The sequence below is a fragment of the Frateuria hangzhouensis genome (genome assembly GCF_026410505.1).
Classification (GTDB): Bacteria; Pseudomonadota; Gammaproteobacteria; order Xanthomonadales; family Rhodanobacteraceae; genus Frateuria_A; species Frateuria_A hangzhouensis.
In genome coordinates this window covers 77,368-104,071 of record NZ_JAPMIU010000002.1, presented here as the reverse complement: position 1 = coordinate 104,071, position 26,704 = coordinate 77,368, and the positions used below count along the sequence as shown (strand labels likewise).

Sequence of the window (26,704 nt, the reverse complement as noted above, 5' to 3'; positions counted from 1 at the left end):
CTTCAGATCGTCGGCGCTAGCCTTTTCGCCAGGCCGATCCGCGGCCGCGACGACTGCACGGGACACCCGCCATGACGATCCAAGCACGCTCCTTCGCCCTGCCCGGCATGGCCCTGGCCGGCCTGCTGCTGCTCGGCGGCTGCGGCAAGCACGACGACGAAACGGCCACCACCCCGCCGGCCGCCAGCAGCGCACCGATGCCGGCGCCGGCGAGCACCGCCCCGGCACCGGCATCGACCGTGGCGCCCGCGGCCACCGGCACCAGCGCGGTGCCGGCCAGTGCGGGCACCAGCGCCGTCGCCGCGCCTGCCGCCCCCGCGGTCTTCCAGGTCGCGCAGGTGGAACTGGGCGGATCGGTCACCGCCGGCTACGAGGTGGCCAAGCCGACCACCACCTTCGCACCGTCGCAGAACACCATCTACGCCAGCGTCGCCACCACCGGCAGCACCACCGGCGCCACCCTGAGCGCGCACTTCAGCTACCTGGAGGGCAAGGGCCAGGACGTCACCACGATCAGCCAGACGATCGCCACCGACGGGCCGGCGGTCACCGCGTTCAAGCTGCGCAACCCGAACGACTGGCCGGCCGGCACCTACAAGGTGGAGATCGCCATCGACGGCAAGCCGGTCAAGAGCGAGACGTTCGAAGTGAAGTCGGCCTGAGGCCCGGGCCGAAGCTCTCCGCAGCCCATACGGCGTCCTCGACCCTGTAGGAGCCCGGCCAGCACTCACTGCGTCTTGTGCGCCGCCCGCTTGAGGCCACGCATCTGTTCATGCCCCGACCGCACCGAGCGGTAGGCATCGGCGATCAACGCATGTGTGGGCGGACTGACGTCCTCGTCGTCCAGCGCGTCCTCGAACTTGTGCTTGATGTGGTCCTCGCCGCGCTCGACCTCGTCGATCACCGCGGTTTCGTCGTGCAGGCTCTTGCGCAGGTTGGTGAACATGCGATGCGCGGACGCCAGCACGCTGCCGTCGTCCTCGGGCGTGCCGCCGAGCTCCTCGACTTTCTGCTGCAGTCGCGTCGCCACCAGGCGGCGCTCGCTGGCGCGTTCGCGGAAGGTGAAGTTGAAGCGCGGACTCTGCGTTTCGCTGGCTGCTTCGGCATAACCTTCGGCGCTGTCGATGGTGGTTTCGATCAGGTCGTTGAGCACGCGGATGTCGTGGTTCGCCATGGGGGTCACTCTCGTCATCGGATGGGCGGTACGCGGGCGGTCGATGGTCGACGGGGACGCCGCAGGTTCATCGTAGGAACTGGCGGCGATGGCGCCGTGAAGCACACGCCATCGCGCCGCAGGCACACCCGTGGGTGCATGCTCGGGCCATGCCCGGTCATCACCCCGCCCTGCCCGTCTTCGGCATTGGCCATTCCACGCATCCGCTGGGGACGTTCGTCGAACTGCTCCAGGGACATGCGATCGAATGCGTGGTCGACGTGCGCCGCCTGCCCGGCTCGCGCCGCTTCCCGCAATACGATGGACCCGCGCTGGCCGCGTCGCTCGAGCCGCTTGGCATCGACTACCTGCACATGCCCCCGCTCGGTGGCCGGCGCGGGCGCAGCCTGCCGGCCGGCGCACCTTCGCCGAACGGGTTCTGGGAAAACGCCAGCTTCCGCCGCTACGCCGATTACGCCATGAGCGAGGATTTCCATGACGGGTTCGCGCAACTGCTCGAGCTGGCGTCGCAGCGCCGCTGCACGCTGATGTGCGCCGAGGTGCTGTGGTGGCGCTGCCACCGCCGCATCATCGCCGACTACCTGCTCGCCGCCGGCCGCACGGTATGCCACATCAAGGGCGACGGCCGCGCCGAGCCGGCACGGATGACGCCGGCGGCCCAACGCGAAGGCGACCACCTGGTCTACCCGCCGCAAGCCTGACTCCGGCGCACACCCCTTGGGCCCCTCTCCCCGGCACAGCCGGGGAGAGACGCAGGCCCCAGGTTCCGGGGTCATCGCCCCGGCTCAAGCTACCCGAGCGCCCCGCGGCCGTCCGACCCGAGAGGCTGCCAGGCTCTCCACGCCAGCAACCGGCTCCTGTGCGTACAATGCCCCAGCGACACCGGCTTGCCGGTGACCGCCATGCAGGGGGAACCACCACATGAATCCTGGGACTGCGGAAGCGCCGCCAAGCTCGCTGCGCGTCATCGCCCAGCGTTTGCGCGACGGACGGCTGGCCCGGCTGGTCGCAAGCTACGGCGAATACCACGTCTCGGTACGCCGCGCCCTGCTGCTGGGGCTGACGATCCTGTGGTGCCTGTACTGGCAGTACTTGGCCGGCCCCTCGCACTCGAAAGTGGTACTGGCGCGCGAGGCTTCCCTGCTGCTGCCATGGGCGCAGTTGTTCTTCACCCTGGGCCTGGCCTGGATGGGCGCGGTGCGGCTGCGCCTGGTGCGCACCACCGAGCTGGTCGACGGCATCGGCGCAGCGGTGAACGTGCTGGGCATCGGCGTGCTGCTCAGCCTGGCCTGGAACCTGTGCATCTCGATGATCACGCTGCTGCCGCTGGCGACCATCATGGTCGGCACGCGCTTCGGCCGGCGCATGTTCTTTGGCTTCATGGCCGGCTCGGTACTGGTGCTGGGCCTGGCCGCGCCGCCGCACTACTGGGTGGACCGGCCGGCGTTCGTGCCGTTCGCACTGGTGCTGCTGGTTGGCCTGCCGCTGACCGTCTACCGCCTGCTCGGCACCATCTCGGCCATTTCGCAATCGGCGCTGCGCTCGCGCGATGCGCAGAGCCGCTTCATCGCCACCATGAGCCACGAACTGCGCACGCCGCTCAACACCGTGGTGCACGCCGCCTCGCTGATCGACATCGCCGCGCTGGACGCTTCCGACCGCCAGCTGATGCACGCCCTGCGCGCCAACGCCAACGTGCTGCTGCAGCGGGTCAACGATGTGCTGGACGTCGCCGCGATCGACGCCGGCCGGCTGCATTTCAGCCGCGAACCGTTCCTGGTCGCCAACGTGCTCGGCCAGGTGCGCGACGTGGTCGGGCCGCTCGCGCACCAGCGCGGCGTGCGCCTGCGCACCGTGCAAGGCCGCGGCCTGGACGACGCCATGCTGGGCGACCCCGGCCGCATCGCGCAGGTGCTGATCAACCTCGGCACGAACGCGGTCAAGTTTACCCCGGCCGGCGGCGACGTCGGCATCGTGGTGCGTCTGGCCGACAACGGCCTGATCCAGCCGCGCCTGCTATGCACCGTCACCGACACCGGCGGCGGCGTGCCGGATGAGATGAAGACGCGCATCTTCGACCCGTTCTACCAGACCAGCGACGGCCTGGTGCGCCGCCACGACGGCACCGGCTTGGGCCTGCACATCGTGCGCAGCATCTGCCAGCAGCTCGGCGGCCGCGTCGCGGTCGGCGACAACCCCGGCGGCGGCAGCATCTTCACCGCCGCCTTGCCGCTTGACCGCGCCGCACCCGAACAGGCCGTGACCGAGCCGCTGGACACGATCAGTGCCCTGGACACCCACCGCGCCCGCGTGCCGGCGATCACCTGCCTGGTGGTCGACGACAACCGCTCCAGCCGTGACACCCTGGGCCACCTGCTGCGCCGCGCCGGCCACCGCGTGCTGTTCGCCGGCAGCGGCGAGGAAGGCCTGCAGGCGATGGACGGCCCGCACCGCCCGCACCTGGTGCTGCTGGACATGCACATGCCCGACCTCTCCGGCCTGGACGTGCTCGCCCGCCACCGCCAGCGCCACCCGCACGACGGCATGCCGATCGTGATGCTGAGCGCCGACTCCGATCCGGACGCGATCGAACAGGCCCTCGCCCACGGCGCCACCGCCTACCTCACCAAACCGGTCTCGATCGAGCGCCTGCTCACCCTGCTGCGCCAGGTCGGCACCCGTACCCCCACGTTCCCGGCCAGCCCGCCGCCGGGCACCCCGAGCGCGACCGACGCTTCCCCGCGTCCGGCGGAAAGCTCACTTGCCCTGATCTGCCGCATCGCCACTCCCGAGCAGCGCCGCACCTACCTGCAAAGCTGGCAAACCGAATTGCAGCAGGACAACGACGAACTCCTCGCCGCCCTGCGCGCCCACGACCGCACCGCCACCGCCGCGCGGTTGCACCGGTTGCAGAACGCTTTCCTGGTGATGGGCCGCAGCGAAGCGGTCAGCCTGTGCACGCAACTGCGCGAGGCGATCCGTGCCGAGCGTGGCGTGGAGCCGGCCCTGGGTGCGTTGCAGGCGGAATTGCAAGCCACCGCCCTGATGCTGCGGGAGTTGCTGGCGGAGAGGGCGCCAATCAAAGGCGACACCACCGCCCGCTTACGCCCGGCGTGACCATCACCGCAGTCGGGTAACCTCCAACGGCTCGCCTCTGCAGCGATGACTTCTTCTTATCCCGTGCCGCGCCGGTGGCTCTCCCAAAGCTAATGAGACGACGAGAGACCTAGCTGATCAAGTCCTCGAAGTCGGCCATACCGACCGACTGTTCGGGTGCCAACAGATCCTGGGAAAGCGCACGCTTGCGATCCAGGCGCTCGGCCAGACGCTGCTCGAAGCTCTCAAAGCCGTCCCCCGCCATCGTCGGGCAATAGACCCAGACGGGTTTGTCCTGGCCGATGCGGTACGCACGATCGGTCGCCTGGTCCTCTTTGGCGGGATTCCAGGGCCGGGTGAAATGGATCACGTGGTTGGCCTTCTGAATGTTCACGCCGAAACCCACGGCGGTGGTCGAAAGCACAATGACGCCAAAGCCTGGGCTGTCTTGGAACCGGTCGATCAGCCGTTGGCGGGATGCATCCTTGAGTGGGTCGACTGTAGTCGAGCCATTTACCACACTGACGTCGATATCGAACCTTTCCGCCACAGCCTTCTGAACCAATCGTTGTATGTCGCGATACTCAGTGAACACGATGGCTTTCTCGCCAAGTTGCTTGACCTCTCCCAACCGCTGCAGGAGCCACTGCAACTTGGGTGAATGGGCAACATGCTCACTAACAGGAGACTCGCCAGCGCCTTCGTGGGCCATCGCCAGGGGGTTTGCGCAGATCATCCGAAGCCGATGCAGCAAGGCGAGCGTCATGGTGCCGGCCTGTTCGCCATCATCCTTGGCCTTTTCCATGGCGCGCTTGTAGCCCACCACGGCTTCACCATAAAGCCTGCGCTGCATTTCCGACATGGGAAGGCTTGCCCAAACCGAGTTTGAGTCCTTGTGGGTGGCATCGATCTTGTCCGGCAGGTCCGCGACCTCCGATTTCATACGTCGGAGTACCCATGGACCAATGGCCGTCCGCAGATCCTCCACTCGCGTTGCATGGTCGTCTTCGCGCAGTTCGATAGGCTTGCGGTAGTTCTTGGTGAATTCGCTCAAGGAGCCGAGTCGGCCCGGCTGGAAGAAATCAAACAGACACCAAAGATCGGCCAACGAGTTCTCCACGGGCGTTCCGGTGCAGGCGATCTTGAAGTCGGCCTGCATCGCCTTGGCCGAGCGCGTCACCAACGCCCCTGGCGTCTTGATCTTCTGCGCTTCGTCGCAAACCAGCACGCCCCAGGCCTCACGGCCAAAGGAGAGTTCGTAGTCGCGCAACGTTTCGTAAGTGGTCAGCACGAAGGCCGCGCCATTGGCGAAGCCGGGGCGCAGGAGCTTCTTCACACCCATGGCTTGCACGTCTTCGCCCAGTTGCGACGGTTCGACACGGTGTCCGGCCAGCGCTTGTCCGTATAGCAGCAGGGTTGGGCCCTGGCTGCCGTCCAGGAACTTTCCGATTTCTGCGTGCCAGTTTTGCAGCAGCGAGACAGGGGCAATGACGAGACAAGGATGGGGGTGGGGATGGTTCTCGCGATACCACGCCATCAGGCACAGGCACTGGAGCGTCTTGCCCAGGCCCATGTCGTCGGCCAGCAACGCACCACGCAGTCCGGAGGGCCGCTGGGCAAAGCGATGCTGCAGCCAAGCGAGGCCGGATTGCTGATGCCCCTTCAATTCGATTTCCGGCCGCAGCGCGGCAGGCAGCACGGGGGCTATCGGTTCCGAGTCGAGCGCGGCGACCGCCGCGCCATACTCCAGCGCCTCGATGTTGTGAAGAATGCTGAGACTGGTGGCACGCCCGGGCTGGGGTGGCTTGGGGACCGTCGGCGCGGCCGGCGGCTTCTTCCAGGCTTTGTCGAAGGCATCCAGGCACTCCCTCGCCTCGGTGGTTGGCACCTCGAGGGTCGCCCCCGGGAGCCGCACCGTAGCCGCACCATCGTCCAACGCCTGGCGGGTGGCACGATCGAACTCTGCCAGCTGGTTGGCGGCAAGCCGTGTGGTAGACGTGTGGCCGGTAATCGGATCGGTGGAGGCAATGACAAGTTGCAGGTTGTCGGGCACCAAGTCGCCGGAGGCATCCTTTCGGCCCAGAAAAGGCACATGAATGGGCTTGCCATCAAAGCCGACGACGCGATCGCTGTAGGCCCGCAGATCGAAGACCTCGGCCATGTCGAGCGCCGCAGGCGTCGCTGCCGCCGAAGCGACCCAGGTGCCCAACTGCTGCAACGCTTCATGGGTGGTACCTGAGAACAGGACGCGATGGGGGCCCCAACGAAAAAGCGGCAAACCCGTCGTCCTCGCCTCCGCCGCGGCGGCTAACAGGTCTTTCAGCTCCTCCGGCCGAGCTATCGTTTTGCACACATCGCTGTGCTCGCCGGTGGTGTCCAGCAAAAGCAGGTCCCAGCCGGGGTCCGAAGGCAGCGCCAGAAGTTCGCGTTCGACGATGCCGCTGGCCTTCTTCGCCTGCTCGAACCGTTCCGGCGGCAGGACAGTTTCGGCGCCCTCGCCAAGGAACGGATAAGGGTTATGCAGGAAGGCATCGGCCGCCTGCGAGGCATAGCGTCGGCCGGGAACCTTCTTTATCTGCTCGAGCACACCGCGCACGGGCGGCGGCAAGGCGACGTGGGTCAGCTCGCCGTCGGGGCGCACGATGTCGTAGCGCGCGCGGACATGATCGTAGTCGTCAAAGTACCTGGGCCAGGTGTCGGGAGCGCCGTCCGGTCGCGGTACGAGCTCGACCACCGGTACGCCGCACGCCTGCTCGGCGATCAGCTCGACATCCAGCCGCTCTGGCACCACGACTTCCGTTTGCGACAGATAGCCGTCGGTGGAAGCGCGGCATGCGTGCGCGAGTGACTGGATGCGGCCGGCGGCCAGTAGTCGCTGCTCGGGGGTCCAGCGGTCGCCCTCGTTGGCCAGCTCGTGCATGGCGCCCAACAAGCGATAGGCCGCTGGCGAGAGCAACGCGTCGCGGTCGTGCCAACGCACGACAGCACCGGTGCGGGACACCGAAGAGGGCGGCAGCGCGCCCTGCGGGCTCACCCAATGCGCCAGTCGGATGCGAAAGTCGGTATCTGCAGGCGAACCCTCGCTGGCGAGGTGTGGTATCAGCTCCGACTGGGGCGGCAAACCAAGCAGGACCAGGCTGGCGGCGTGTGCCTCCTCGTCCAGCAGCCGATAGAGGGAATCCCAGGGCAGCAGGTAGCGGTCTTCGGTTTTCTCGGCAAAGCCTTCTTCGACCAGTTGCCCGGCGTAGGCGCCAAGCTCGGAGTGGTCTGGTTGGTCGACATTGCCCAACACCCACCCGTCTTCGGATGCCGCAGGCCGATGGACGTGCTGAGTGCCGTCGTGCTTCTTGCGAACAAACCATCCACGTTTCATTGCTTGTAGAAGCCTCTACCTTTGGCGTAGCGGAAACCCTGCCGTTCCATTGACCGCAGCAACTCGCTGCCGGGGGCACGCGCAAGCTCGATCCACAGCGCACCTCGCTTGCTGCGGTTGTCCACCACCCTTGGCTTGAACGGCCTCAGGTCGTTCAGCAGCGACTCGCTCAAGCCCAAGGACGCGAGAGCTCCGACAGGCGCTGTCGCACTGTGAGGCCGGATCGCCGTGTCTGAGCGCGGCCTCGTTGTGGCCACGCTGGCTGCAACACGGCTCGGTGGCCTGCCGACCGCATCGGGCCAGATGCCCTGCTCCGAAAGAAAGGGATCGAACTTGGCCGATTCCCAAAGGCCTTCCTTCGTATCGCGATGTATCAAACGCCTGCCGCCGCCGTTTTCCATGGCTATAGCGTCGCGCAGGTCCGCCGCGTTGAATTCCTTGCGTGCAGCATTGAAGGGCTTGAGGTGGTCCGCGTAGGGATAGCAGGCATTGCCTTTCTCACTGAACTCCACGAACCACCAAGCACCGATGCGAAGGATGATGGCGTTGTTGTTCGATGGACCATGCAGGTACGCAACTCGTCCTTTTTTCCGAGCGATGAAATCTCTGCTCGCCATATCCTGCGCGTCCCGAATAGAGGAACCGAGAACAAGTCGACTGAAACTGATCTGCTTTTTGAACCGGAGCCAGTAAGAGAGCCGGCGGGCATCAACTGTACTGTCGCCTTTGCAATAGGTTGCGAAGTCTTCTAGGTCCTCTTCAGCCAACCAACCGCACACCATTGCACGCGCGTCATCGGACGTATCAGACCAGCGCCCAACCACGTCTGCGCCAAGCTCTGGACTGCCCCAGGCGCCTAACGACACCTGCAACAAATGGTTCTCACGCAACGGCGCGCTCTTCTTCGCATACCGCGAAAGCACGCGCCCCAACACCAGGTCGCGGCAATACGGATGGTCATCGATCAGCTTCACGACCACCGGCCAACGCTCATCGAACAAGGCGTCGTTGGATGTACCGCAGCAGGCTTCCACGATTGCTTCGATCAGGTGGCTCCAGAACCAGCTGCGTGGCGGCAGCTCGATCAATTCCCGGACTTCCTCAATGCCCTCGCGGTGCCCCTCGAGCCAGGCAAGGGCATACGAACTGACCGGGTTCTGGGCAAGCAAGCGTGGGTGCCGCTCCATGGCATCGAGCCAGGCCGGGTGAAACTTGCCGGCGCGCAGCACGCCGATGGTGTCGGCAAGGAAGCGGCGCGTGGCCTCGAACCCCGCGTCCTCGGGCGCACCGCGGAACAGGCTAAGCAGCGCGCCGCGCCAGATTTGCCGGTACGAACCGCGCGTACCCAGCAGCATGCGCCAGCGCCCCAGCAGGGGGATTAGCTCTGCCGTCGTGTTGAGGAGGCTGTTGCCGTCGAGGTTGGGGTGCGGCTCGGCCAGGTTATAGGCCAGCACCACGTGATCGCGCGCCGCGACGCCGGCGGCGCCACCGGCCAGCAGGCGGTCCACTGCTTCATCCAGGCGGCTGCTCGCACGCGGATCGAACATCGGCAGCTCGCGTGAGCCGCAGATGGTCTGGCGCGCCTGCTCGAGCACTCGGGGCGACCAGTTCTGGCTGCGCTGCTGCAACAACTGCAGGCTGCGCTGGAGACTGTTCGGCAGATCTTCGGCGAGCGTGCTCATAGCTGGCACGTATCCGTCGGCGACTCGCTGGACAGGGGCTGGGGTTGCGCGTGTTGGTCCTGCAGCCCGTAGAACTGGAGCCTGAGCTCGACCCGGCGGCTCTCGTCCGCTGTGGCGCGCTGGTTGTTGAAGGACACGCCACCGGCGAGGAAGAGTTGCCGCACGCGTTGCAGCTGTGGGGGCGAGAGCTGGAGCTGCGCGTTCTTGCGCGGGTCCATCAGCAGGCAAAGCATCCATTCGGAACGCTGCATGCTCAGGTGCAGGTTGTACAGGTAACCACCCACGGTGTCGGTGTAGCCCTCCACCACCACCTGCTTCATCCACTTGCGGCCCAACGGGCCATCGGCGACGTCCAGCACCGCTGGCACCAGCTTGGCCAGCGCGGCGTTGGCCTCGGCGGGCAGGCGGTAATCGTTGGTGGCAAAGCGGCCGGCATCGCCGAAGGAAATGCGGTTGTTGACGCAATCGACCTGCAGGTTTCCCACGCCGGCCAGCTGCTGCTGGATGCTCGAGCAGATCTCGGCAATCTCGCTTCGCCGCTGTTCCTCCGGCCCGGTGACCTTGCGCGTGATGGCGGCGATGGTCACCGCCATGGCGCTCAGGAACAGCACCATCATGGCCGTCATCAGATCGGCGTAGCTGATCCAGAACGGCTTCTCGCCTTCGGACTTGCCCCGGCGGCGCGGGGCGGTAGAGCGAGCGAACATCGGTTAGCGCTCCAGCACGCCGATGCGATCGGCGGTGGCGTCGCGAAGCTCGTCCATCGTTTCCTTAAGCATCGATACGGTCGAGCCCAGCGCGTTGTCGTACTGCTTCAGGACGTTGTCCAAGACCTTTGACGTGGCATCGCCAAACCGGTCGACACCGTCAACCAGGTGCTTCTCGACCTCGCCGGTGAGCTGGCCAAACAGCTCCGAAGCCTCCCGGCTCTTGACCAGCACGCTCTGGATCTCGCGCAAGGTCACCTCGCGCGCCTGCGTTTCGCTGGCCATCAAGCCGGACACGCCTTCGAACCGCATGGACGCCTGCCCCAGCGCCGTCATGGCCTGGGAGAGGGTCTGCGCACCGGTGCCCAGCGTGGTCGAGGCGCGCTCGAGCTTGCCGGTGGCTTCCATTGACTGCTCCTGCAGGCCACTGAGCGACTGGCCCGCGCGCGTGAGGCGTTCGGCCACAGCGTCCATGGCGGAGACCGAGGCGGCGATGCGCGTAGCTCCCTGCTCGAGCCCCTGGATGGCGTCGATGGACACCTGCTGCACGCCGGACAGCAACGCCTGCGCGGCCTCCGTCGCCTGCTGGCTGGCGCTGATCGACTGGGCGGTCACCCGGCCGATCTGCTCGCTGGCGGTGCTGCTCGCCTCCTGCGTGCGACGCATGGAAGCTTCCTGTGCCTCGGCCATGCGCTGCAGCGCCTCCTGCATCTGGTCCAATGCCTGCGACTGTTGTGTGGCTGCGCTTTGCGCCAGCTGGTTCTGGTGATCGGCCAGCGACTGGATCAGGCCCTTCACCGCCGCCTGCATGCCACTGGCGGAGGCCTGCGAACTGCGCTCCATGTCGGCGACCAGGCCGCGCAAGGTCGACTCCACCTGCGCCACCGCCTGGGTGGTCTGCTGCATCAGGCCGCTGAGGTCGCCCAGCTGGCCGCCCATGGTTTCCTTCATCTGCGCCATGAACGCGCTCATCAGGTTCTCGAGCATCCGCGCCGAGTTCGCCGACTGGTCGCCGCTGGCCCGCTCGACCGTGTCGGCGATTTTCTGCAACGGCTCCTGCAGGCTGGCATGCAGGCTCTGGCCGATGTCGCTGGAGAGCTGGCGCGTCGCCTGGATCTGTTGCTCGGTCAGGTTGGTCAGCAGCGCCTTGAGATCCTGGACAAGGCTCTCTTTGAGGTGCTTGGTCTGGGTGGCGCCATCCTCCGAAGACTTGACCAGCCGCGACAGATATTCCTCACCCAGGCCCGCACGGAACAGCGCGTCCAGTTCGGCCGCCACGCCCACGGCGCGATGCACGCAAAGGTTGAAGATCACCTTTTCGAGAATCGTGAGCAGCATGGCCATACCGATCGCGAGCGCCGAGAACATGAACGCGTGGCGCACGTAGTCGAACAGGCCGCTCAGGCTGTGCTTCAACGCTTCAGGCTCGGTGGCCGACGCGTCGAACTGCTGCAAACCGGTGATCAGGCCCAGGAAGGTGGCGATGATGCCGATGCCGGTGAGGATGCCCGGCAAATGCTTGTAGAACTCGATATGCAGCGGATCGTCCACGAGCGCTTCGGTATGGAAGAACGCTTCGGCCTGCACCGTGGCCCGCACGCCGAGTACGGTCGGCTCGGCGCGGGACGGGTCGACCTGCTCGTGCAGGGTTTCCTCGTATTCCCGCCAAGCGTCCTTCCATGGCGTGCCCTCGAAGACGCGGGTCAGGGCGGCCTTGATGCGCGCGGGCGGCTCCTTGCCGAGCGCGCCGATCTTCTTGCGCAGCTGACCAAGCCGCCAGGTAAGCCACAGGCCCTTGATCAGCACGTGCCAGATAAAGAACAGCACCAGCACAAGGAGGACGCCGGCCAGGAGCTGGTGCAACCAGTCCGCCGTGACCAGGTGGAGGAAATCGCTCATAGGGGTAGGTCCAATGCAGTGTTGCTAGAAGCTTTCGAGTTCGTCGGGGTGACACCAGCGCACGCCGGTGACGATGCCCCAGTTGCCGTTGCTGTTCGGACGGCGCCAGCGGGGCGCCCGCATGGCGCGCAAGGCCGCCAGCGCCTGGGCGTAGTCGGCAAGGGAAACTTCCTCGCCTTTGGCGCCAATCGTGAAACACCCGCGACGGGCCAGATGGGGACCGAACCAGCTGCCGCATTTGGCTACCGGCACCATCGAGGGTTGGTCGGAAAGCGGAGCGTCGGTCGGTGGTTCCGCGGGATTGCCCGGAACCGCGGCATGGCGCGCCGAAGAAGCGCCCGCGCGCCGGACCGCTGGCGGCAAGCCCGCACGACCGGCGCTGCCAAAGTCCGGCACGATCTGCTGCGCGACCGCGTCCGGCAACCGGACCCAGATCACCGCGCCGTTCGGGTGCTGGTAGGCCACCGGCTGCACCAGCGGGCGGGCGTCGCGCAGCACCCAGGCATGGTTCCAGCGCAGCAGCGCCTCGTCCTGCTCGGACGGAATCCGGTGCTTGTCGCGATGGGCGCGGCAGGCGATGGCATCGAGCGGCCCGATCGAATCGACCAACTCGGCCACGCCCACCACCCGGCCGCTGCCCTTGCGGATCAGCGCAATCCGACCGCGCACGGACGTCGCAGTCGTGCGCATTTCCCAGACCTTTTCGCCGCGCAGGATGTTGCCGAGCCACGGCTCGTCGATGATGAGGCCCTTCACGCCATGACCCTTCGCTACAGGCTGGCTGTATCGGCAGAAACTTCCGGGGCTTGAATCGTGCCCGGGGCTAGCGGGTACGGTCACGCATCAGACCGGGGGCATCCTTGCGGACACCGATTGCCTAGGCCCCCGCGGAGGCCTAGGCGCGGCGGTGCGCTGAGCGCGGACGCGCTCCAGCAGCACGCTGGCCGTCTCGTCGTTGGGATCCTGCGGCATTGGCTCGCCGCCGAGATAGCCGTGCAGGCCAGCGTCGCCAGCCCGAATACTGGGTCCCGCTTCAGCCTCGAAGTCGATCCGATCCCGCCAGTAGCTGGAACGCTGATGAAAACGCCCGAAAAACTATCCAGCCCACCCCTCGCTGCACAAGCTCAACAGTCTTGTTCTCAGCTCTGCAGACGTAGCAGCGAGGTCCACCGTGGCAAACCTGATCTTCCGTCCCTGGATGACAACGAGCTCATCGACCTCTTTGCTGATGGCCGGATGCAGCAACAAGCCGTGGGCGTTGTCCGCAAGTACGTCACCCTGTGCAACCTGAGAGTGCAGATAGGCATAGATCTGGTAAACGTAGCCACTGCGCAGGGTTTCTTCGCGGTACCAGCCGCTTGTGACGATCGAAGTGAACTTGGTGTCGATCACAATCCGCTGCCCGCTGGCCAGATGGTCGAGCACTACATCGGTCTTCATCATCGGCAGGATCTTGCCAACGCCCGCGGTGCCGGCTTCAACCTGCCATTCGAGCCTCTTGCCGCACTGTACGTGCCAGCCATGCGGGCTCAACGCCACGGCATAGAATCCGCCGACCGCCCGCTCGAACAATCGCCGCACCCACGTTTCCTCACGACTTGGCAGCGATAACACATTTGACCCAGCGCCTTCCGTCGGCAAGGCGAGATCAAATGCCAGCTTCGCCACCGCCACCATGAACTGGTCATCGGCATCATTGCGGCCGAATCTCTCCATGCTCATCCGTGCCCGGGCAGGCACCTCCCCACAGACGCCCATGGCCTTCATGCTGCTGGCGAGACCGCGGCAACGGTGCGCAACGTGCTTGCTCCGCACGATGCTGGAAATCGTCTCGAGCGCTGCACGAACAAAGCGATTGCGCGGCGTGTCGACAGTCAACTCGTCAAACCTGCATGCGACCAGGCCCCGACTCAGCAACTGATGGCGCTCGGTCGTCAGGACATCGATGCGACCGCGCACACGGTTCAATCGAGCGTCCCGCGATCGATAACCGAAACTCAGCTGCCGACGCTGCCGAAGCTCGACCGCTCGGGCAAGCATCTGGGCGACCAGATCGGGCAGATCCTCCGGGCTGTCTTCTAGGCCAACCTTGCCGATGCCTCGCATCCGAAAAAGGTCGGACGCATACAGCATCAACAACCACAGGTTGCGTACTGGAATCCGCCCGATGTATCCCTCTGCGATATCCGTCGCGCCATCCACCTGATAGGCAACTGCGCTCATCACCAGCCCTGCACCAGCCGCGCAGCGGCTTTGTTCGACTCCTCCGGCGCGTCGAACCAGTATTCGTCGAGCAGCGGAGCCAGCTCGGTCTCCACCACCTGCTTGAACCAGCGCCTAGTGCCATCGGGGTCTAGGCGGTGTGGCGGGGTCACATAGCTGTGGCCGACACAGAATGGCTTGCCGAGTCTCGGATCGGACGCAATCTGCTCATTCAAGTGAAGAATCCGGCTCTCGACATCGGCGACAAGCTCTGGGTCTAGGCCGCACTCGTTCACTACCCAGTCGCGCCAGACCTGGCCCAGCCTCGGTTCCAGGCCGACAAAAGCAAAGCGGCGACGCAGCGCCAGGTCGACCAGCGCCAGCGAGCGGTCCGCAATATTCATTGTGCCCACGATGTACAGATTTTCCGGGACGTGGAGCGGGCGACGCTTGCCATCGGCATCGGGGTAGCACAGTTCGATGGCTTCGCGTGGCGTGCGCTTGCCGGCTTCCAGCAGCGTCAACAGTTCACCGAAGATTTGCGCGGGATTGCCTCGGTTGACCTCCTCGATCACCACCACGAACTTCGACGACGGCTCCCTGGCGGCTGCCTTGATCGCCTCCATGAACACGCCGTCAGCCAGCGATAACTTCCCTTCGCCGGTGGGGCGCCAGCCTCTTACAAAGTCTTCGTAAGACAGGTTTGGATGGAACTGCACGGCCCGAACTCTGCTGTCATCCTTCTGCCCGATCAGGGCGAAAGCCAGCCGTTTGGCCAACCATGACTTGCCGGTGCCGGGCGGGCCCTGCAGGATGAGGTTCTTCTTCGTCCGCAAGCGCTCAAGCAAAAGGGCGATCTCGTCCTGCCCGAGAAAGCACCCGTCTTTCAAAATGTCCTCAATGGCGTAGGGCACGATGGGCGGCGCTGGCTGAAAGGCATCCGGCAACGGCTCGCCCGGCTCCTGTCCACCAGACCCTTCCGGCTCTACCTCCGCCGGCGAACCGGCAACCTCGGCAGGATCCTTGTACTGCCACGCAGCAAGCGACAGCTCGGGGAAACTGTGTACCGGATAATCGTCTTCATCGAAGTGGACCAGCAACGCGTCCCTCAATGCCAGGTAGCTCTTTGCATCGCACGCGTCCTGGCCGGTGCTGGCAACGGGCTGTTGCAGTCGCGCATCCAGATAGTGGCGCGATTGGCTGTCCAGCGTCGGGAAGTCCCATGGGTGCGCCCAGTACAGCCCCGTGGAAAGATTCCACGCCACGCCCCACACGTTGCCTGCCCGGTCGTAGGCTTCCGCGAAAGCGGATTCTGCTTTGTGGCCCTCGTCGTTCACGAGGTCCGCGCCGGCCGCGAATACGCTCCACAGCCTATCGATGTCGTCAGCTCCTCGCTTGTCCGCGTAACGGAAGAACCACGAGCGCTGATTGTTGAGTACCGGTATGCCCTCGAAGGAATCCGGTACCGGTACGGTGACGCCAATAAGCTTTGCCAACTCGGCTGCAATTGTTCGACGGTTCGCGTCGGTCATCGAGCGGTTGAAGGTGCCCATCGCCGTAAACGGGCAGATATCCCGCAAGGGCCCACTGCTGCCATCGGCGAATTTGTCCTGTAGATAGCCAAGGCCGGCGACACGTGACGCAATTTCGTGGATGCCTTCGATCAGCGGCGTACGATCCCTGCTGTATGCCAGCAATTTGTCGGCAACAGCCTCGTAGAACTCGGTCCATTTGAAGCGCTTCTCCTCGGCAGGAACGGTGCCAAAGCGTTCGCGCCAGAAAGGCGCGTTGCGGAAGCGATCGACATCCTGCGGCTCGCCCTGGAATGCGAACGCCAATAATGCGTCGGTTTGCCATGCGCCGGGTTCTACGCGCCAGATCGTGGGACGATAGGTATAGAAGTACCACTCACGCAGCGGCTCGACGCGCTCCCAGTCCACCTGGATGCGCTCACCGTCGTTCGGATTGGACACGATCACGCCGATGGCCTTGATCGCCATGGTCGATACCGAATGCCCTCGGTTGTCGAACGGAAGGTTGTTTTTGCGTGTATACGCCGCCTTGATCGCAATCCTCTCACCAACCTGCATGGATCGCACGACGGTGCGTTCCTTGGGAGTCGGGTTACTTATCTCCCACACACCATCGGCAAGGAATCGTTCGCTTTGATCATCCGTGCCACCGAAACTGGCGCCGACAAACCAGGCCGCCCTGGATGTTCCACCCTTATCTTCCTTGCTCATCTCGCCCCCTCAGTCGTACTGCTTGATGTCGTTGCTCGTCTTCTCGATCACCATCTCATTCGCGGCGATCACGTGGGCCAACCGCGCCTTGCGCTGTGCCTTCCTCGCGCCGCGCTCGCCAACCTCGGGCAGCAAGCGGACGATTTCGTCGATGCCCGTTACTACCGCTCAATCGCGCATACGTGCCGGATGCCAGGCACACGCTCGCGCGAAAAAACCATCTGGATGTTGCTCTCCGCAGGCCGGGCCGGAAGCCGAGTCCCTGTGTTGATGCAGCAAGAACCTTGGCGAGGGCCCTGAACCTTACGATCATGTCGATGCCTTGCGCCCGCGCCGGGGCTTGGGCGCCGCGGCGCGCTTGGCGCGGATGCGTTCGAGCAGCACGCTGGCCGGCTCGTCGTTGGGATCATGCGGAACCAGCTCGCCGCGGAAGGCCTTGACGAGGATGCTCTGGGTCAGCATGTCGATGCGCTGCCTGGCGGCGGCGACCTTGGCTTCCAGCTGGTCGGCGAAGGCGAAGAGCTGTTCGACGCGGCGGACGATTTCGGTTTGTTCTGACAGAGGCGGCAGCGGTACCGGCAGCTCGGAAAGCTCCTTCAAATTCAACGTTTTCCTGGCGACCTCCTTCGACGAGCTGATCAGCCACCACTGAACGCTGGGGCATGAAAGCCAATAGAAGATCCATTCAGCTGATGCTTTTGAAGTCTCGGGCGAGATGCGCGCGACCGCTCTTGCAATGTTCACTTCCCTGGCGCTTCGTACAATTGCGGCACGACCGATTGATCCCACAATCGACAAGACCACATCTCCTGTCATAACCCTTGAGCGTCGATATTCGGAGTCAACCGTGCGGCTGATCTTCCGAAGATTCTGCCAAGCGATCTGACCGTCATCGATGTCGCACACGCGGACCATTTCAACGCCTTGCTCTACATCAGCGGCGCCTGGTTGCACCACCCCGTAGCAAAGCTTCCTCAGCGGGTTAATCACTTGGCCAAGTGATGCGATGGTCCAACTGGTCGGGATAGAGATGAGTTCATCGCCAAGCGCCAGCTTTGCCTCGCGCGTCGTTATGGGATCGCCTCCGTCTTTACGCGGAAAAGGAAACATGCCAGATACGGCGGAAGCCAAGACAGACTGACGGAAGCGCTTGAGCAGGGCGGGGATCGCGTCGATGCGGGCCTTGAGGGTGTCGACCTGGGCCAGCAGCGCATCCAGCTTCTGCGCGATGCGCTTTTGCTCCGCGACAGGTGCAATGCGTATTGTGTAGCCCTCGACTTTCTTGGGTTGCGCGCGTGTCAGAGAGCCACCCACTCCCGAAACTTCCGCGCACAAGCGATCTCGGAAGGAGGCTTCGCTCAACTGATAGCGAATAAAGTTGGCGTCCAAGAGCGGCTGACGGATAGCAATCCATTCCGATGAGGCTATCTGTTCGTGCTCGGCCCGCTCGCCCACGATCCAAACGCGGTTGATGCGCGGGTTGATCTTGCACAGGAGCACGTCTTCCGGCTCGACCCTTTGTTTGGTCGATCCAATTTCTTTTCCGGCCAGGAGCTCCGGCTTGCGCGTCGGAAAGATTGGAACGCTATAAAGCTCGTACGTCCGCTGTTGGTTCTTTGAGGGATCCAAAGTCTCGGACTTGTAGGCGTTGATCTCGCCTATCGTCACTTCAGCCCAAGTATCCGACAACTCACTCACCTTCCACCTCGCCCTGCGCCACATCCAGCCCCATCACCTCGGCCAGCAGCCGCTTCTGGGCCAGCGCCTCATCGCCCGCGCCCAACGCCTGCATCAGCGCATCCAGCTCGCGCATCGCTTCGCTCAACTCGGCCATCGCCTCGCCAGCCAGCACCTCGGGCGCCGGCAGGTCGTTGGCATCGACGCTGTCGGCGTCCTTCAGCCAACTGATGTCCAGCGAGTCGCCGCGCTCGCTGATCTGCGTGCGGTTGAAGCAGCGGAAGCGGCCTTGTTCGCCTTCGTCGGTGCGCTGGCTGCGGCCGTTGGGGTCGGCGCCGTAAGCTTCTTCGAACGGCTTCAAGTGCGTGGGGCCGAACGGGGTGCGCTTGCCGAAGCTGGGCATGTTGCTGCGCAGGTCGTAGATCCACACCGCTTGCGTGCAGCCGGTGTCCTGGCGCGGGCTGGCGGGGCTGCCTTTCTGGAAGAACAGCACGTTGGTCTTGACGCCCTGGGCGTAGAAGATGCCGGTGGGCAGGCGCAGGATGGTGTGCAGGTTGCACTTGTCCATCAGGTCGCGGCGCACGTCAGTGCCGACGCCGGCCTCGAACAATACGTTGTCCGGCAGCACCACGGCGGCGCGGCCGCCGGGTTTGAGGCCGCGGTAGATGTGCTGCAGGAACGCCAGCTGCTTGTTGCTGGTGTGGAAGGTGAGGTCGTCGCGGGTGGGGCCGCCGCCGCCCTTGGCGGTGCCGAAGGGCGGATTGGACAGCATGATCTGCACCGGCTCGAGGTTGGCGCCGGGGTTGCCCAAGCTGTTGCCGAGCTGGACCACGCCTTCGCCTTCGCCTTCGATGCCGTGCAGCAGGCAGTTCATCAGCGCCAGCCGGCGCGTGCCGGGCACCAGCTCCATGCCGACGTAGGCCTTGCGGCGCTGGAAACGGCGGGCCTTGTCGTCCAGCGTGTAGAGGTCGTCGGTGTGCTGCTTGATGTAGTTGTCGGCGGCGATCAGGAAGCCGGCCGTGCCGGCGGCCGGATCCTGGATGGTTTCGCCGGGCTGCGGCTGGATGCAGCGGATGATGGCGTCGATCAGCGCGCGCGGAGTGAAATATTGGCCGGCGCCGGATTTAGTTTCGTTGGCGTTCTTTTCCAGCAGGCCTTCATAGAGATCGCCCAGGCCGTCTTCGCGCGCGCTGAACCAGTCCAGGCCATCGAGGCTTTTGACCAGTTGCTCCAGATGGCGCGGTTCCTTGAGACGGGTCTGCGCGTCGGCATAGATGGCCGCGATCATCGGATCGTGGCTCATGCTCAGATCGAGCAGCATCTTGCGGTAGTGGAAATACAGGTTGGTGCCGGACTGGCTGGTGAGGTCGGGCCAGCGGCAGCCTTCGGGCAGCTTGTGCTCGAAGTCGGCGTTGTTCTGCACCTGCTCGTATTCCATCTTGACGAACAGCAGCAGTACCAGCTCGGTGACGTAGTCGCTGTAGTTGATGCCGTCGTCGCGCAGGACGTCGCAGAGGTTCCAGAGTTTCTGGACGATGTCGTTCTGGGTCATGGGTTGCTCTGAACGGAAAGAGGGGCCGGCAACGGCAACGCGCTGGCCGCTGTTTTTAAGTGATCGGACTTGATCTGGTAGCGCGTACTGCGACCGCCGCCGGGCAGGCGCTCGAGGCAGCCCTTGTCCAGCAGGTCGGCCAGGTGCCGGGTGGCGGTGGCCTTGGACACCTTGGCCACCGCCTGGTATTTGGCCGCGCTGATGCCCTGCTCGAAACCGCGTTCGCCGCCGTCGAGCAGGCGGTTGAGCACCTTGATCTGTTCGGCCAGCAGTCCGTGCTGATGGTGCTGCTGCCAGAAGCGGGCCTTGGCCAGCACGCGGTCGATGCGCTGCAACGCGTCGTGCAGGCTGGCTAGCAGCGTGGTCAGGAACCACTGCAGCCAGGCGGTGATGTCCAGGCCGGCCTTCTGGCTGGATTCGAGCACGCGGTAGTAGCCCGCGCGATCGGCCAGGATGCTGGCGGACATCGCATGGAAGCGGATGGCCTGGTGCTGGCCTTGAGCCAGCGCCAGATCGGTGATGGCGCGGGTGAGGCGGCCGTTGCCGTCGTCGAACGGATGCAGGGTGACAAACCAGAAATGCGCCATGCCGGCGCGCAGCAGCGGGTCGAGCGTGGCGTCCCTGCGGCTGCGATTGAACCAGTCGAGGAAGGCGTCGAGCCGTGCCTCCAGCCCCTCGCGCGGCGGCGCCTCGAAATGCACGGTGGGGCGATCGATGCGCCCGGACACCACCTGCATGGGCTCGTCGCCGCGCAGCCGGCCGGCGCGGACCGGGTGCGCCAGTACGGTGTCCTGTACCGGGAACAGCCACGCATGCCAGCGCATCAGGCGTGATAGGTCCAGCGGCCGGTCGTAGTGCTGGGTGGCATCGAGCATCAGCGCGGCCAGGCCTTCGCTTCGCGGCGTTGGACGCGCCCCTGCGTCCCGGTCGACGCCGAGTCGGCGGGCCAGGGACGAGCGCACGGAGGCGACGTTGAGCTGTTCGCCCTCGATGGCGGACGAGGTGATGATGTTCTGCAGCAGCGTGTCGAGTTCGCCCTGCGCCTGGGCGTCACCCGCAATGGCGCCGGCCATGCCCAGCAGCCGGCCTTGCGCTTGTTGGCAGTCTCGCAGCAGCGGCGCCAGCGCTTCGGCCTGCCAACGGAAGTGCGGCCATTGCGGTTGTTGCCAGATCCAGCGGGGGCGGTCCAAGCGCAGTGCTCCGGGTCTTGAGCCGATTAAATCGGTTATTCGGCTCGGTTGATGAGCTGATTATGCGCTGGATTCGGCTCACTGACCAGCCCGCGGGCGCGTGTCAGGCGACGGCCTGCTCCCAGAGGTGATCGTTCAACGCCTGCAGTACATCATCCAGCCGGCCGCTGAGCAGCCGATCAAGGCGGGCCGTGCCGCCGTCGGACTCGAAATTGCGCTGGACCACCGGGCGATCGATCACCACTTCGTGCACCAGTTGCTGGGCCAGACGCTCCAGCCAGCGCCGCTGTACCGGTGTCCAGGCGTGTTCCTGGTAGATCCGCTGCATGGCCCGGCCAACACGCTGGTCGAACGGGACCAATGCTTCGCCCAGCGCAGCCTGCCGGATGTAGCCGACGATGCTGGCCGCGATGGTCTGCTGGGTCTGGTCGCGCCAGGCACTGCTGAGGTTGACCTCGCTGTAGCCGTTTTGATCCAGCAGCAGGCGTACCTCGCGCAACTGCGCCCGCGTGAGATCGCGCGGTCGGTTGACCACTACACCCAAGGCGACGGACTGGTTGAGTTGCTGGCGGATGAACTGGTTGAAGCTCTCCAGGTAATCCCCGGGCTTCTCGCGGATGCCGTAGTTCTGCTCGCGCGCCAGAAGCCGGTCCGCGTGTGGCGCGAGCACCGGGTAGTCGGTCGATCCCAGCTGTTGGACCTGGTTCAACTGTTCCAGCAGCTGCGGGTGTTCTCCCAGAAAGGCGGTCGCGCCTTGCGGACCGAGCTGGCGCAGGTGGCGATGAAGCTCGGTGGGTGCGACGCCCCAGGCTCCTTCGAGCTGGTCGAGGCGCTGCTTCAGCTCCGGCCTGCGCTCGGCCTTGTGGCTGGCGCGGCGCAGGATGCGCATGACGCGCTGGCTGAGCTGGTCGAGCGCATCATCGGCATGGCTGTGACCCGGCTGGCTGCCGGGCACCTTGGCACTGCGCTCGTCCTGCACCTCGCGCACCAACTGCTCGATGGTGACGTTGGGGTCTTTCACCAACGGCTTCATGGTGTCGACCGCCTCGAGCGCGGCGTACAGGTCAACCGGGTCGTAGATGCGGAACACGGTCTTGCCGATCGCGTCGCAACGGCGCGTCGCGCGCCCTTTCATCTGCTCGTAGAGGATGCGCGAGCGCACGCGGCGCATGAAAACGATATGGGCGATCGCCGGCACGTCGATGCCGGTGGTGAGCAGGTCCACGGTGATCGCGATGTTGGGGTAGCGCTCGTTCTTGTAGCGCCGGATCAAGGTGTCGACTTTGTCACTCTGCCCGGTAATGACCTCCACCGCGGCTTGCTGGTAGCTGTCGCCGTGCAGCGCGGAGAATGCGGCATCGAGCAGGTGCTTGATACGCACCGCGTGGGCTTGGTTGACGCAGAAGATCAGGGTCTTTTCTTCGCCCTCCGGGTCCAGCTCCTTGGCCAGCTCGGTGCAGATCACCCGATCGAACTCGGGCGTGATGACCCGGCGATTGAACGATTCAATGTTGAAATCGAGCTCGTCCTCAAGCTCGGCGGAGTCCACCTCGCCAGTGCGCGCATTGATCACCTCGACCTGCTCGCCCTTGTCGAAGTGGATGCCATGGCGCCCGAGCTGGGTTTCGTAGCGGATGGGCGGCTCGTGATCGATCAGCCAGTCGTCCGCCACCGCTTCGCGGTAGCTGTAGGTGAACACCGGCTTGCCGAAGATTTCGGTGGTGTGTTTGGCCGGCGTTGCCGTAAGCCCCACGCGACAGGCGTCGAAGTAGTCCAGCACGCGCCGGTATTGCGACATGTATTGCTGAGCGTCGCGCACGGTCAGCTCGCCCTCGGTCATCTCCTGGTCGAGCGTGTAACCGCGGTGCGCCTCGTCGACGATGATGCAATCGAACTGGTCGACCGGCGGCGGCGTGTCCGACTGGAAGATGCGCCGCACCATGGCCTGCACGGTGGCGACCTGGATGCGGGTTTCGGCCTCGGCCGCCATGTCGCCGAGGTCCTTGATGTCGTAGACCTGCGAGAGCGTGTGGTTCTGCTCCAGGGTCGCCTCGTCGAACGCGTCGCGGGCCTGCTTGCCCAGCGCGTTGCGATCGACCAGGAACAGGATGCGACGGAAGCGCTCGGCTTTGAGCAGCCGGTACATCAGGCCGATGATGGTGCGCGTCTTTCCAGTGCCGGTGGCCATGGCCAGCAGGCAGTGGCGCTGGTTGTCGGCCAATGCGCGTTCTACCGCTGCGATGGCGTTGCATTGGTAGTCGCGCAGCTTGAGGTAGCCGAACCCTTCCTGCTGCAGCTTTTGCTCCGCCAGCGCGCGATCGCGGGCGAGAAGATCCAGCAGTCCACCTGGCGTGTAGAAGTCCCGCAGGGCGCGCCGCTGGTTTGCGGGGCTGCGCAGATCACGGAACCAGGTACCCGATTGCTCGGCCAACTGGGCGATGTAGGGTCGGCCGTTGCACGCAAAGGCGAACGGCACCTTGAACAGCCCGCTCTGCCCGTCCGGCCAACCGGGCACCGGCGCCACGGCTGGCCACGCCGGTTCGAGGCCGTCGGCGATCGGCAGGTCACGCGCATAGCGTTCGGCCTGCGGGATGCGCTCGGCAACGTTGAGCCGCTTGCGTTTGGCTTCGACGATTCCGACGGGCGTCATGCCAGCGAAAAGCACGTAGTCGGCGCAGGCCTTGGGGCTGCTGGTCGGCCATTCGGCGATCGCCTTGTTGCGGCCCTTCTCGGGGCGGCTGCCCTTGGCATGGATCAGGTCGAGCGAATCGGCTTCCCAACCGGCGGTTTGCAGTTGCTGGTCGATGAGGATGCGGGTGAGATCCTCGGTCAGGTCGAACGCATGACTGGCGCGCTGGGTCTTTTTCTGGACTTGTTGCGTGAGTTGGGGGCTTGCCTCCAACTCAGCACGCACGCTTGCCAGCCGGTGTTCGAACTCGGTCTTCAGCCTGGTGAGTTCGGCGTCGCGGGCGGCTGCCAGGCCCTGATAATCACGCGCCTCGGCATCCATGGCCTCGGCCAGCGCCATGGCTTCCTCACGTTCGCAGCGCTGCAGCTCGATCAACTGCTGGTTTTGCTGCAACGCTTCGTGCGATTGGCCCAGCTGCATGCTGAGTTGCTCGATCCTGGCCTTCAGATCACGCAACGCTTCGCTGGGATCACGCGGCGGAACGAAGGGCCCGGGCTTGAACTCGCTTCCCGCCTTGCCAAAGGAGCGGTGATACCAGATGGCCAGTTCACGCGCGACCTTCAACCCGTCCATCGCTTCACGGTGGCGGGTGGTGAATCCGTGCGTTGCCTTGTTGCCTTCCACCCGCAACGTGTGGAACAGGCCGTTGATGGCCGGGTCCAGGTGGAGCTCCCGGTTTATCCGGTAAAGCAACTCGGACTGAGCGATGGTCGCATCGAATTCGACGCCGGAACGGGTGGCCAGATCCTGCGCCAGCGCTTCGCCCAACTGCCGAAGCTTGATCAACGTGGTGTTGGGATCGCTGGCAAAAATCTGCTCGGCCGTGCGGGCCAGCTGCAGGAGGATGGGTGCGTGCTCGCCTAGAAACGAAAAGTTTCCGCCATCGCCTTGCAACGAGCTGTTATCCACGGTCGCCATGCCCAACCCGGTGTTCCCCTTTCACCGATACTAGCGCAGGGACTCAGGGACGAGCGATGTCGTCGACCTCGGTGAGGTGTCGTTTGAACCAGGAAATGGCGCGCCTGGAGGGATTCGAACCCCCGACCAATGGCTTCGGAAGCCACTACTCTATCCGGCTGAGCTACAGGCGCGTGGTGTTGCGGCGTGCGCGGGGGATCGGGTGGATCCTCGGCGGACGGGCAGTATAGCGGAGTTGGGTGGGGTGGTTCATGGGGGTTCCCTCTTCCAGCGGGAGAGGGTGCCCGGAGGGCGGGTGGGGTGCAGGCGACGCGTGCTGCTGAGGTTCTTCCGGACCCTCTCCCCAACCCCTCTCCCGACGGGAGAGGGGCTTTGGTTCTTGGCTTTCGATCGGGGCCTTGGCAAGCCTTGGCCCCTCACCCCGGCCCTCTCCCCGGAGGGGAGAGGGAGCGGAGCGGGTTAGAGCGGCTTGATCAGGTCCGACAGGGTGTCGGGCTTGCTCTTGTCGCGGACCAGGTGCGGGTACTTGAGGCCGTCGTGGTAGTCGATGCGGACGGTCTTGTACTCGTCGAAGTTCTTCACCAGCAGTTCCACCGGCTGGTTCTTGTTCTTCGCCGCGGCGGTGACCGCGTCCTTGACCGCGTCGCCGGAGAATTCCTTGCCGTTGACCGCCACGACCGTCATCGCGGGCGACAGGCCGGCCTTGAACGCGGGGCCGTCCCACAGCACGTCGGCGATGGAGCCGTCCTTGCCGAGCGACAGGCCCAGCGAGTAGGTCATGTCGGTGAAGTGGCGGCGCGATTCCATCGCCTTGACCGCCTTGGAGGGCTTGTCGGTGTAGACCAGCTTCCAGCCGTGCGAGGCGATGCCGCCGATCAGCGGGCCGTGGTCGTCCAGGCGCTTGCGCAGGTAGCTGGACCAGTCGTACGGCGCGATGTCGTTGAGGGTCTTGACCACGTCCTCGAAGGTGTAGGTGTTGACGCTCCAGTCACCGTTGTTCATGCCGAAGAACGCGCGGGCGAAGTCGTCGATCTTCTTCTTGCCGTGCGACAGCTCGCGCAGCTTGCCGTCGACGTCCAGCCAGATCATCGCGCCGGCGGAGTAGTAGTCCTCGCTGGACTGGTAGTTGCGGTACGGCAGCGGGCTGCGTTGGGCGATGGTCGGGTCGTTGGTGGTGTCCTGCACGTTGCGCCAGCTGGCCAGGCCCGGGCGGCCCTTGTCGTAGGTGGCGGCGACCAGCGCGAACATGTCCAGCGTCTCGTCCTTGTTCCACAGGCCGGAGCGGGCGGCGATCACGTTGCCCCAGAACTGGGTCTGGCCTTCGTACACCCACAGCAGGGTGTCGCCCATCGGCACATTGTAGTTGGGCGTGGTCAGGTCGGCGCCGCGACGGTACTTGCCGTCCCAGGAGTGGTTGAACTCGTGCGAGAACAGGTCGCGCGCGTAGACGTTCTTGTCCCACTCGGTGAAGTAGTCGGCGCTCAGGCCGTCTTCGCTGGAGCGGTGGTGCTCCAGGCCGATGCCGCTCATCTTTTCGGTGAGCGAGACCAGGAAGTCGTAGTGGTCGTAGTGGTGCGCGCCGTAGAGCTTGTACATCTGCTGGATCAGCTCGCGATGCGGCTTGATCTGCTCGGGCGTGAATTCGAGGTACTTCGGATCGTCGGCGACGAGGTTCAGAAACACCGGCACCTTGGCGCCCGGGTCCAGGTCCACGCGCTTGAAGTACTTGCCGGCGAACACCGGCGAGTCGACCAGGTTGGTGTAGTCGATCGGCTTGTAGGTGACCGTGTTGCCGTCGGTGGAGGCCACCTCCAGCGCGGTGGCGGCCTTCCAGCCCTTCGGATAGGTGGCGCTGGCCTGGGCCGTGATGTTGTTGGTGTTGTAGCCGGCCGGATAGAGCGAGACGACGTCCCACTGCAGGTTGAGCATTTCCGGCGTCATCACGACGCGGCCCTGGCGCTTGTCCTGCGGCGAGAGGAATTCAAAGTAGGCGTGCACCTCGCTCGCGCCCTGCGGCACGTCGACGTGGAAGGCATAGACGTTGAGCGGGTCGCGCTTCCACGGCAGCACCTTGCCGTTGGCCTTCACCACCAGGCCGGCGAACTTGTCGATCGGGCCGGTCGGCGAATGGTGGCCGGGGATCCACTGCGGGTAGAGCAGCGTCAACGGCCCGGCCTGGGCCGGGATGGTTTCATGGACGCGGAACACGCGGTGCGCGATGTCGGTGGCGTCCACTTCGATCTTGAGGGTGCCGTTGAAGGGCACGTCCTTCGGCGGCGGCACGTCGGCGAAGGCGGGCATG

At 65.0% G+C, this 26,704-nt stretch carries 17 protein-coding genes and 1 tRNA gene; 3 read left to right on the top strand and 15 right to left on the bottom strand.

The features are described from left to right. Positions 1-71: 71 nt before the first annotated feature. Positions 72-662 carry a hypothetical protein gene (locus tag OSC30_RS02315; RefSeq protein ID WP_267170216.1) on the top strand — a complete coding sequence of 197 codons (591 nt, stop codon included), beginning with the start codon at positions 72-74 and terminating at the stop codon, positions 660-662. A 65-nt stretch (positions 663-727) separates the two neighbouring features. Here OSC30_RS02315 and OSC30_RS02310 read toward each other — a convergent pair whose 3' ends face one another. Beyond that, on the bottom strand, positions 728-1,174 hold the full coding sequence (locus tag OSC30_RS02310) for a PA2169 family four-helix-bundle protein (RefSeq protein WP_267170215.1): 447 nt from the start codon (positions 1,172-1,174) through the stop codon (positions 728-730). Positions 1,175-1,323: 149 nt separating this feature from the next. On the opposite strand from OSC30_RS02310, the gene OSC30_RS02305 reads away from it, so the two are divergent. Further along, positions 1,324-1,875 (top strand): DUF488 domain-containing protein, encoded by a 552-nt coding sequence (locus tag OSC30_RS02305; protein WP_267170214.1) that lies wholly within the window; start codon positions 1,324-1,326, stop codon positions 1,873-1,875. A gap of 220 nt (positions 1,876-2,095) precedes the next feature. Next, positions 2,096-4,291 (top strand): ATP-binding protein, encoded by a 2,196-nt coding sequence (locus tag OSC30_RS02300; RefSeq protein ID WP_267170213.1) that lies wholly within the window; start codon positions 2,096-2,098, stop codon positions 4,289-4,291. 109 nt (positions 4,292-4,400) lie between these two features. Here the strand turns inward: OSC30_RS02300 and OSC30_RS02295 are convergent, their stop codons facing one another. From OSC30_RS02295 to OSC30_RS02230, 14 genes are all read right to left on the bottom strand, one after another. Further along, positions 4,401-7,643: a DEAD/DEAH box helicase gene (locus OSC30_RS02295; protein WP_267170212.1), complete on the bottom strand. Its 3,243-nt coding sequence runs from the start codon at positions 7,641-7,643 to the stop codon at positions 4,401-4,403. Next, entirely contained in the window at positions 7,640-9,325 is a 1,686-nt protein-coding gene (locus OSC30_RS02290; RefSeq protein ID WP_267170211.1) for an EH signature domain-containing protein, read from the bottom strand. Before OSC30_RS02290 ends, OSC30_RS02295 begins: the two co-directional genes overlap by 4 nt. Then, positions 9,322-10,032, bottom strand: coding sequence for a flagellar motor protein MotB (locus OSC30_RS02285; RefSeq protein WP_267170210.1), 711 nt, complete (start codon positions 10,030-10,032; stop codon positions 9,322-9,324). Before OSC30_RS02285 ends, OSC30_RS02290 begins: the two co-directional genes overlap by 4 nt. A gap of 3 nt (positions 10,033-10,035) precedes the next feature. Further along, complete coding sequence (zorA, locus tag OSC30_RS02280; RefSeq protein ID WP_267170209.1) at positions 10,036-11,931, bottom strand: anti-phage ZorAB system protein ZorA; 1,896 nt, start codon at positions 11,929-11,931, stop codon at positions 10,036-10,038. A 24-nt stretch (positions 11,932-11,955) separates the two neighbouring features. After that, positions 11,956-12,687: an ASCH domain-containing protein gene (locus OSC30_RS02275; RefSeq protein WP_267170208.1), complete on the bottom strand. Its 732-nt coding sequence runs from the start codon at positions 12,685-12,687 to the stop codon at positions 11,956-11,958. Between the two features lie 339 nt (positions 12,688-13,026). After that, positions 13,027-14,154 carry a 5-methylcytosine-specific restriction endonuclease system specificity protein McrC gene (gene mcrC / locus OSC30_RS02270; protein ID WP_267170207.1) on the bottom strand — a complete coding sequence of 376 codons (1,128 nt, stop codon included), beginning with the start codon at positions 14,152-14,154 and terminating at the stop codon, positions 13,027-13,029. Then, positions 14,154-16,376: an McrB family protein gene (locus OSC30_RS02265; RefSeq protein WP_267170206.1), complete on the bottom strand. Its 2,223-nt coding sequence runs from the start codon at positions 16,374-16,376 to the stop codon at positions 14,154-14,156. The genes mcrC and OSC30_RS02265 overlap by 1 nt, the downstream gene beginning before the upstream one ends. Before the next feature lie 9 nt (positions 16,377-16,385). Beyond that, positions 16,386-16,511, bottom strand: a complete 126-nt coding sequence (locus OSC30_RS02260) for a hypothetical protein (RefSeq protein ID WP_267170205.1) — start codon at positions 16,509-16,511, stop codon at positions 16,386-16,388. A 174-nt stretch (positions 16,512-16,685) separates the two neighbouring features. Continuing rightward, positions 16,686-18,074: a restriction endonuclease subunit S gene (locus tag OSC30_RS02255; protein ID WP_267170204.1), complete on the bottom strand. Its 1,389-nt coding sequence runs from the start codon at positions 18,072-18,074 to the stop codon at positions 16,686-16,688. Further along, positions 18,067-19,605, bottom strand: a complete 1,539-nt coding sequence (locus tag OSC30_RS02250) for a class I SAM-dependent DNA methyltransferase (protein WP_267170203.1) — start codon at positions 19,603-19,605, stop codon at positions 18,067-18,069. The genes OSC30_RS02255 and OSC30_RS02250 overlap by 8 nt, the downstream gene beginning before the upstream one ends. Next, complete coding sequence (locus OSC30_RS02245; protein ID WP_267170202.1) at positions 19,602-20,795, bottom strand: Fic family protein; 1,194 nt, start codon at positions 20,793-20,795, stop codon at positions 19,602-19,604. The genes OSC30_RS02250 and OSC30_RS02245 overlap by 4 nt, the downstream gene beginning before the upstream one ends. Before the next feature lie 103 nt (positions 20,796-20,898). Further along, positions 20,899-24,402, bottom strand: a complete 3,504-nt coding sequence (hsdR, locus tag OSC30_RS02240) for a type I restriction-modification system endonuclease (RefSeq protein WP_267170201.1) — start codon at positions 24,400-24,402, stop codon at positions 20,899-20,901. 96 nt (positions 24,403-24,498) lie between these two features. After that, a tRNA-Arg gene (locus tag OSC30_RS02235) sits at positions 24,499-24,575 on the bottom strand. Between the two features lie 286 nt (positions 24,576-24,861). Continuing rightward, entirely contained in the window at positions 24,862-26,703 is a 1,842-nt protein-coding gene (locus OSC30_RS02230) for a M61 family metallopeptidase (protein ID WP_425474726.1), read from the bottom strand. Between the last annotated feature and the right edge of the window lies 1 nt (position 26,704).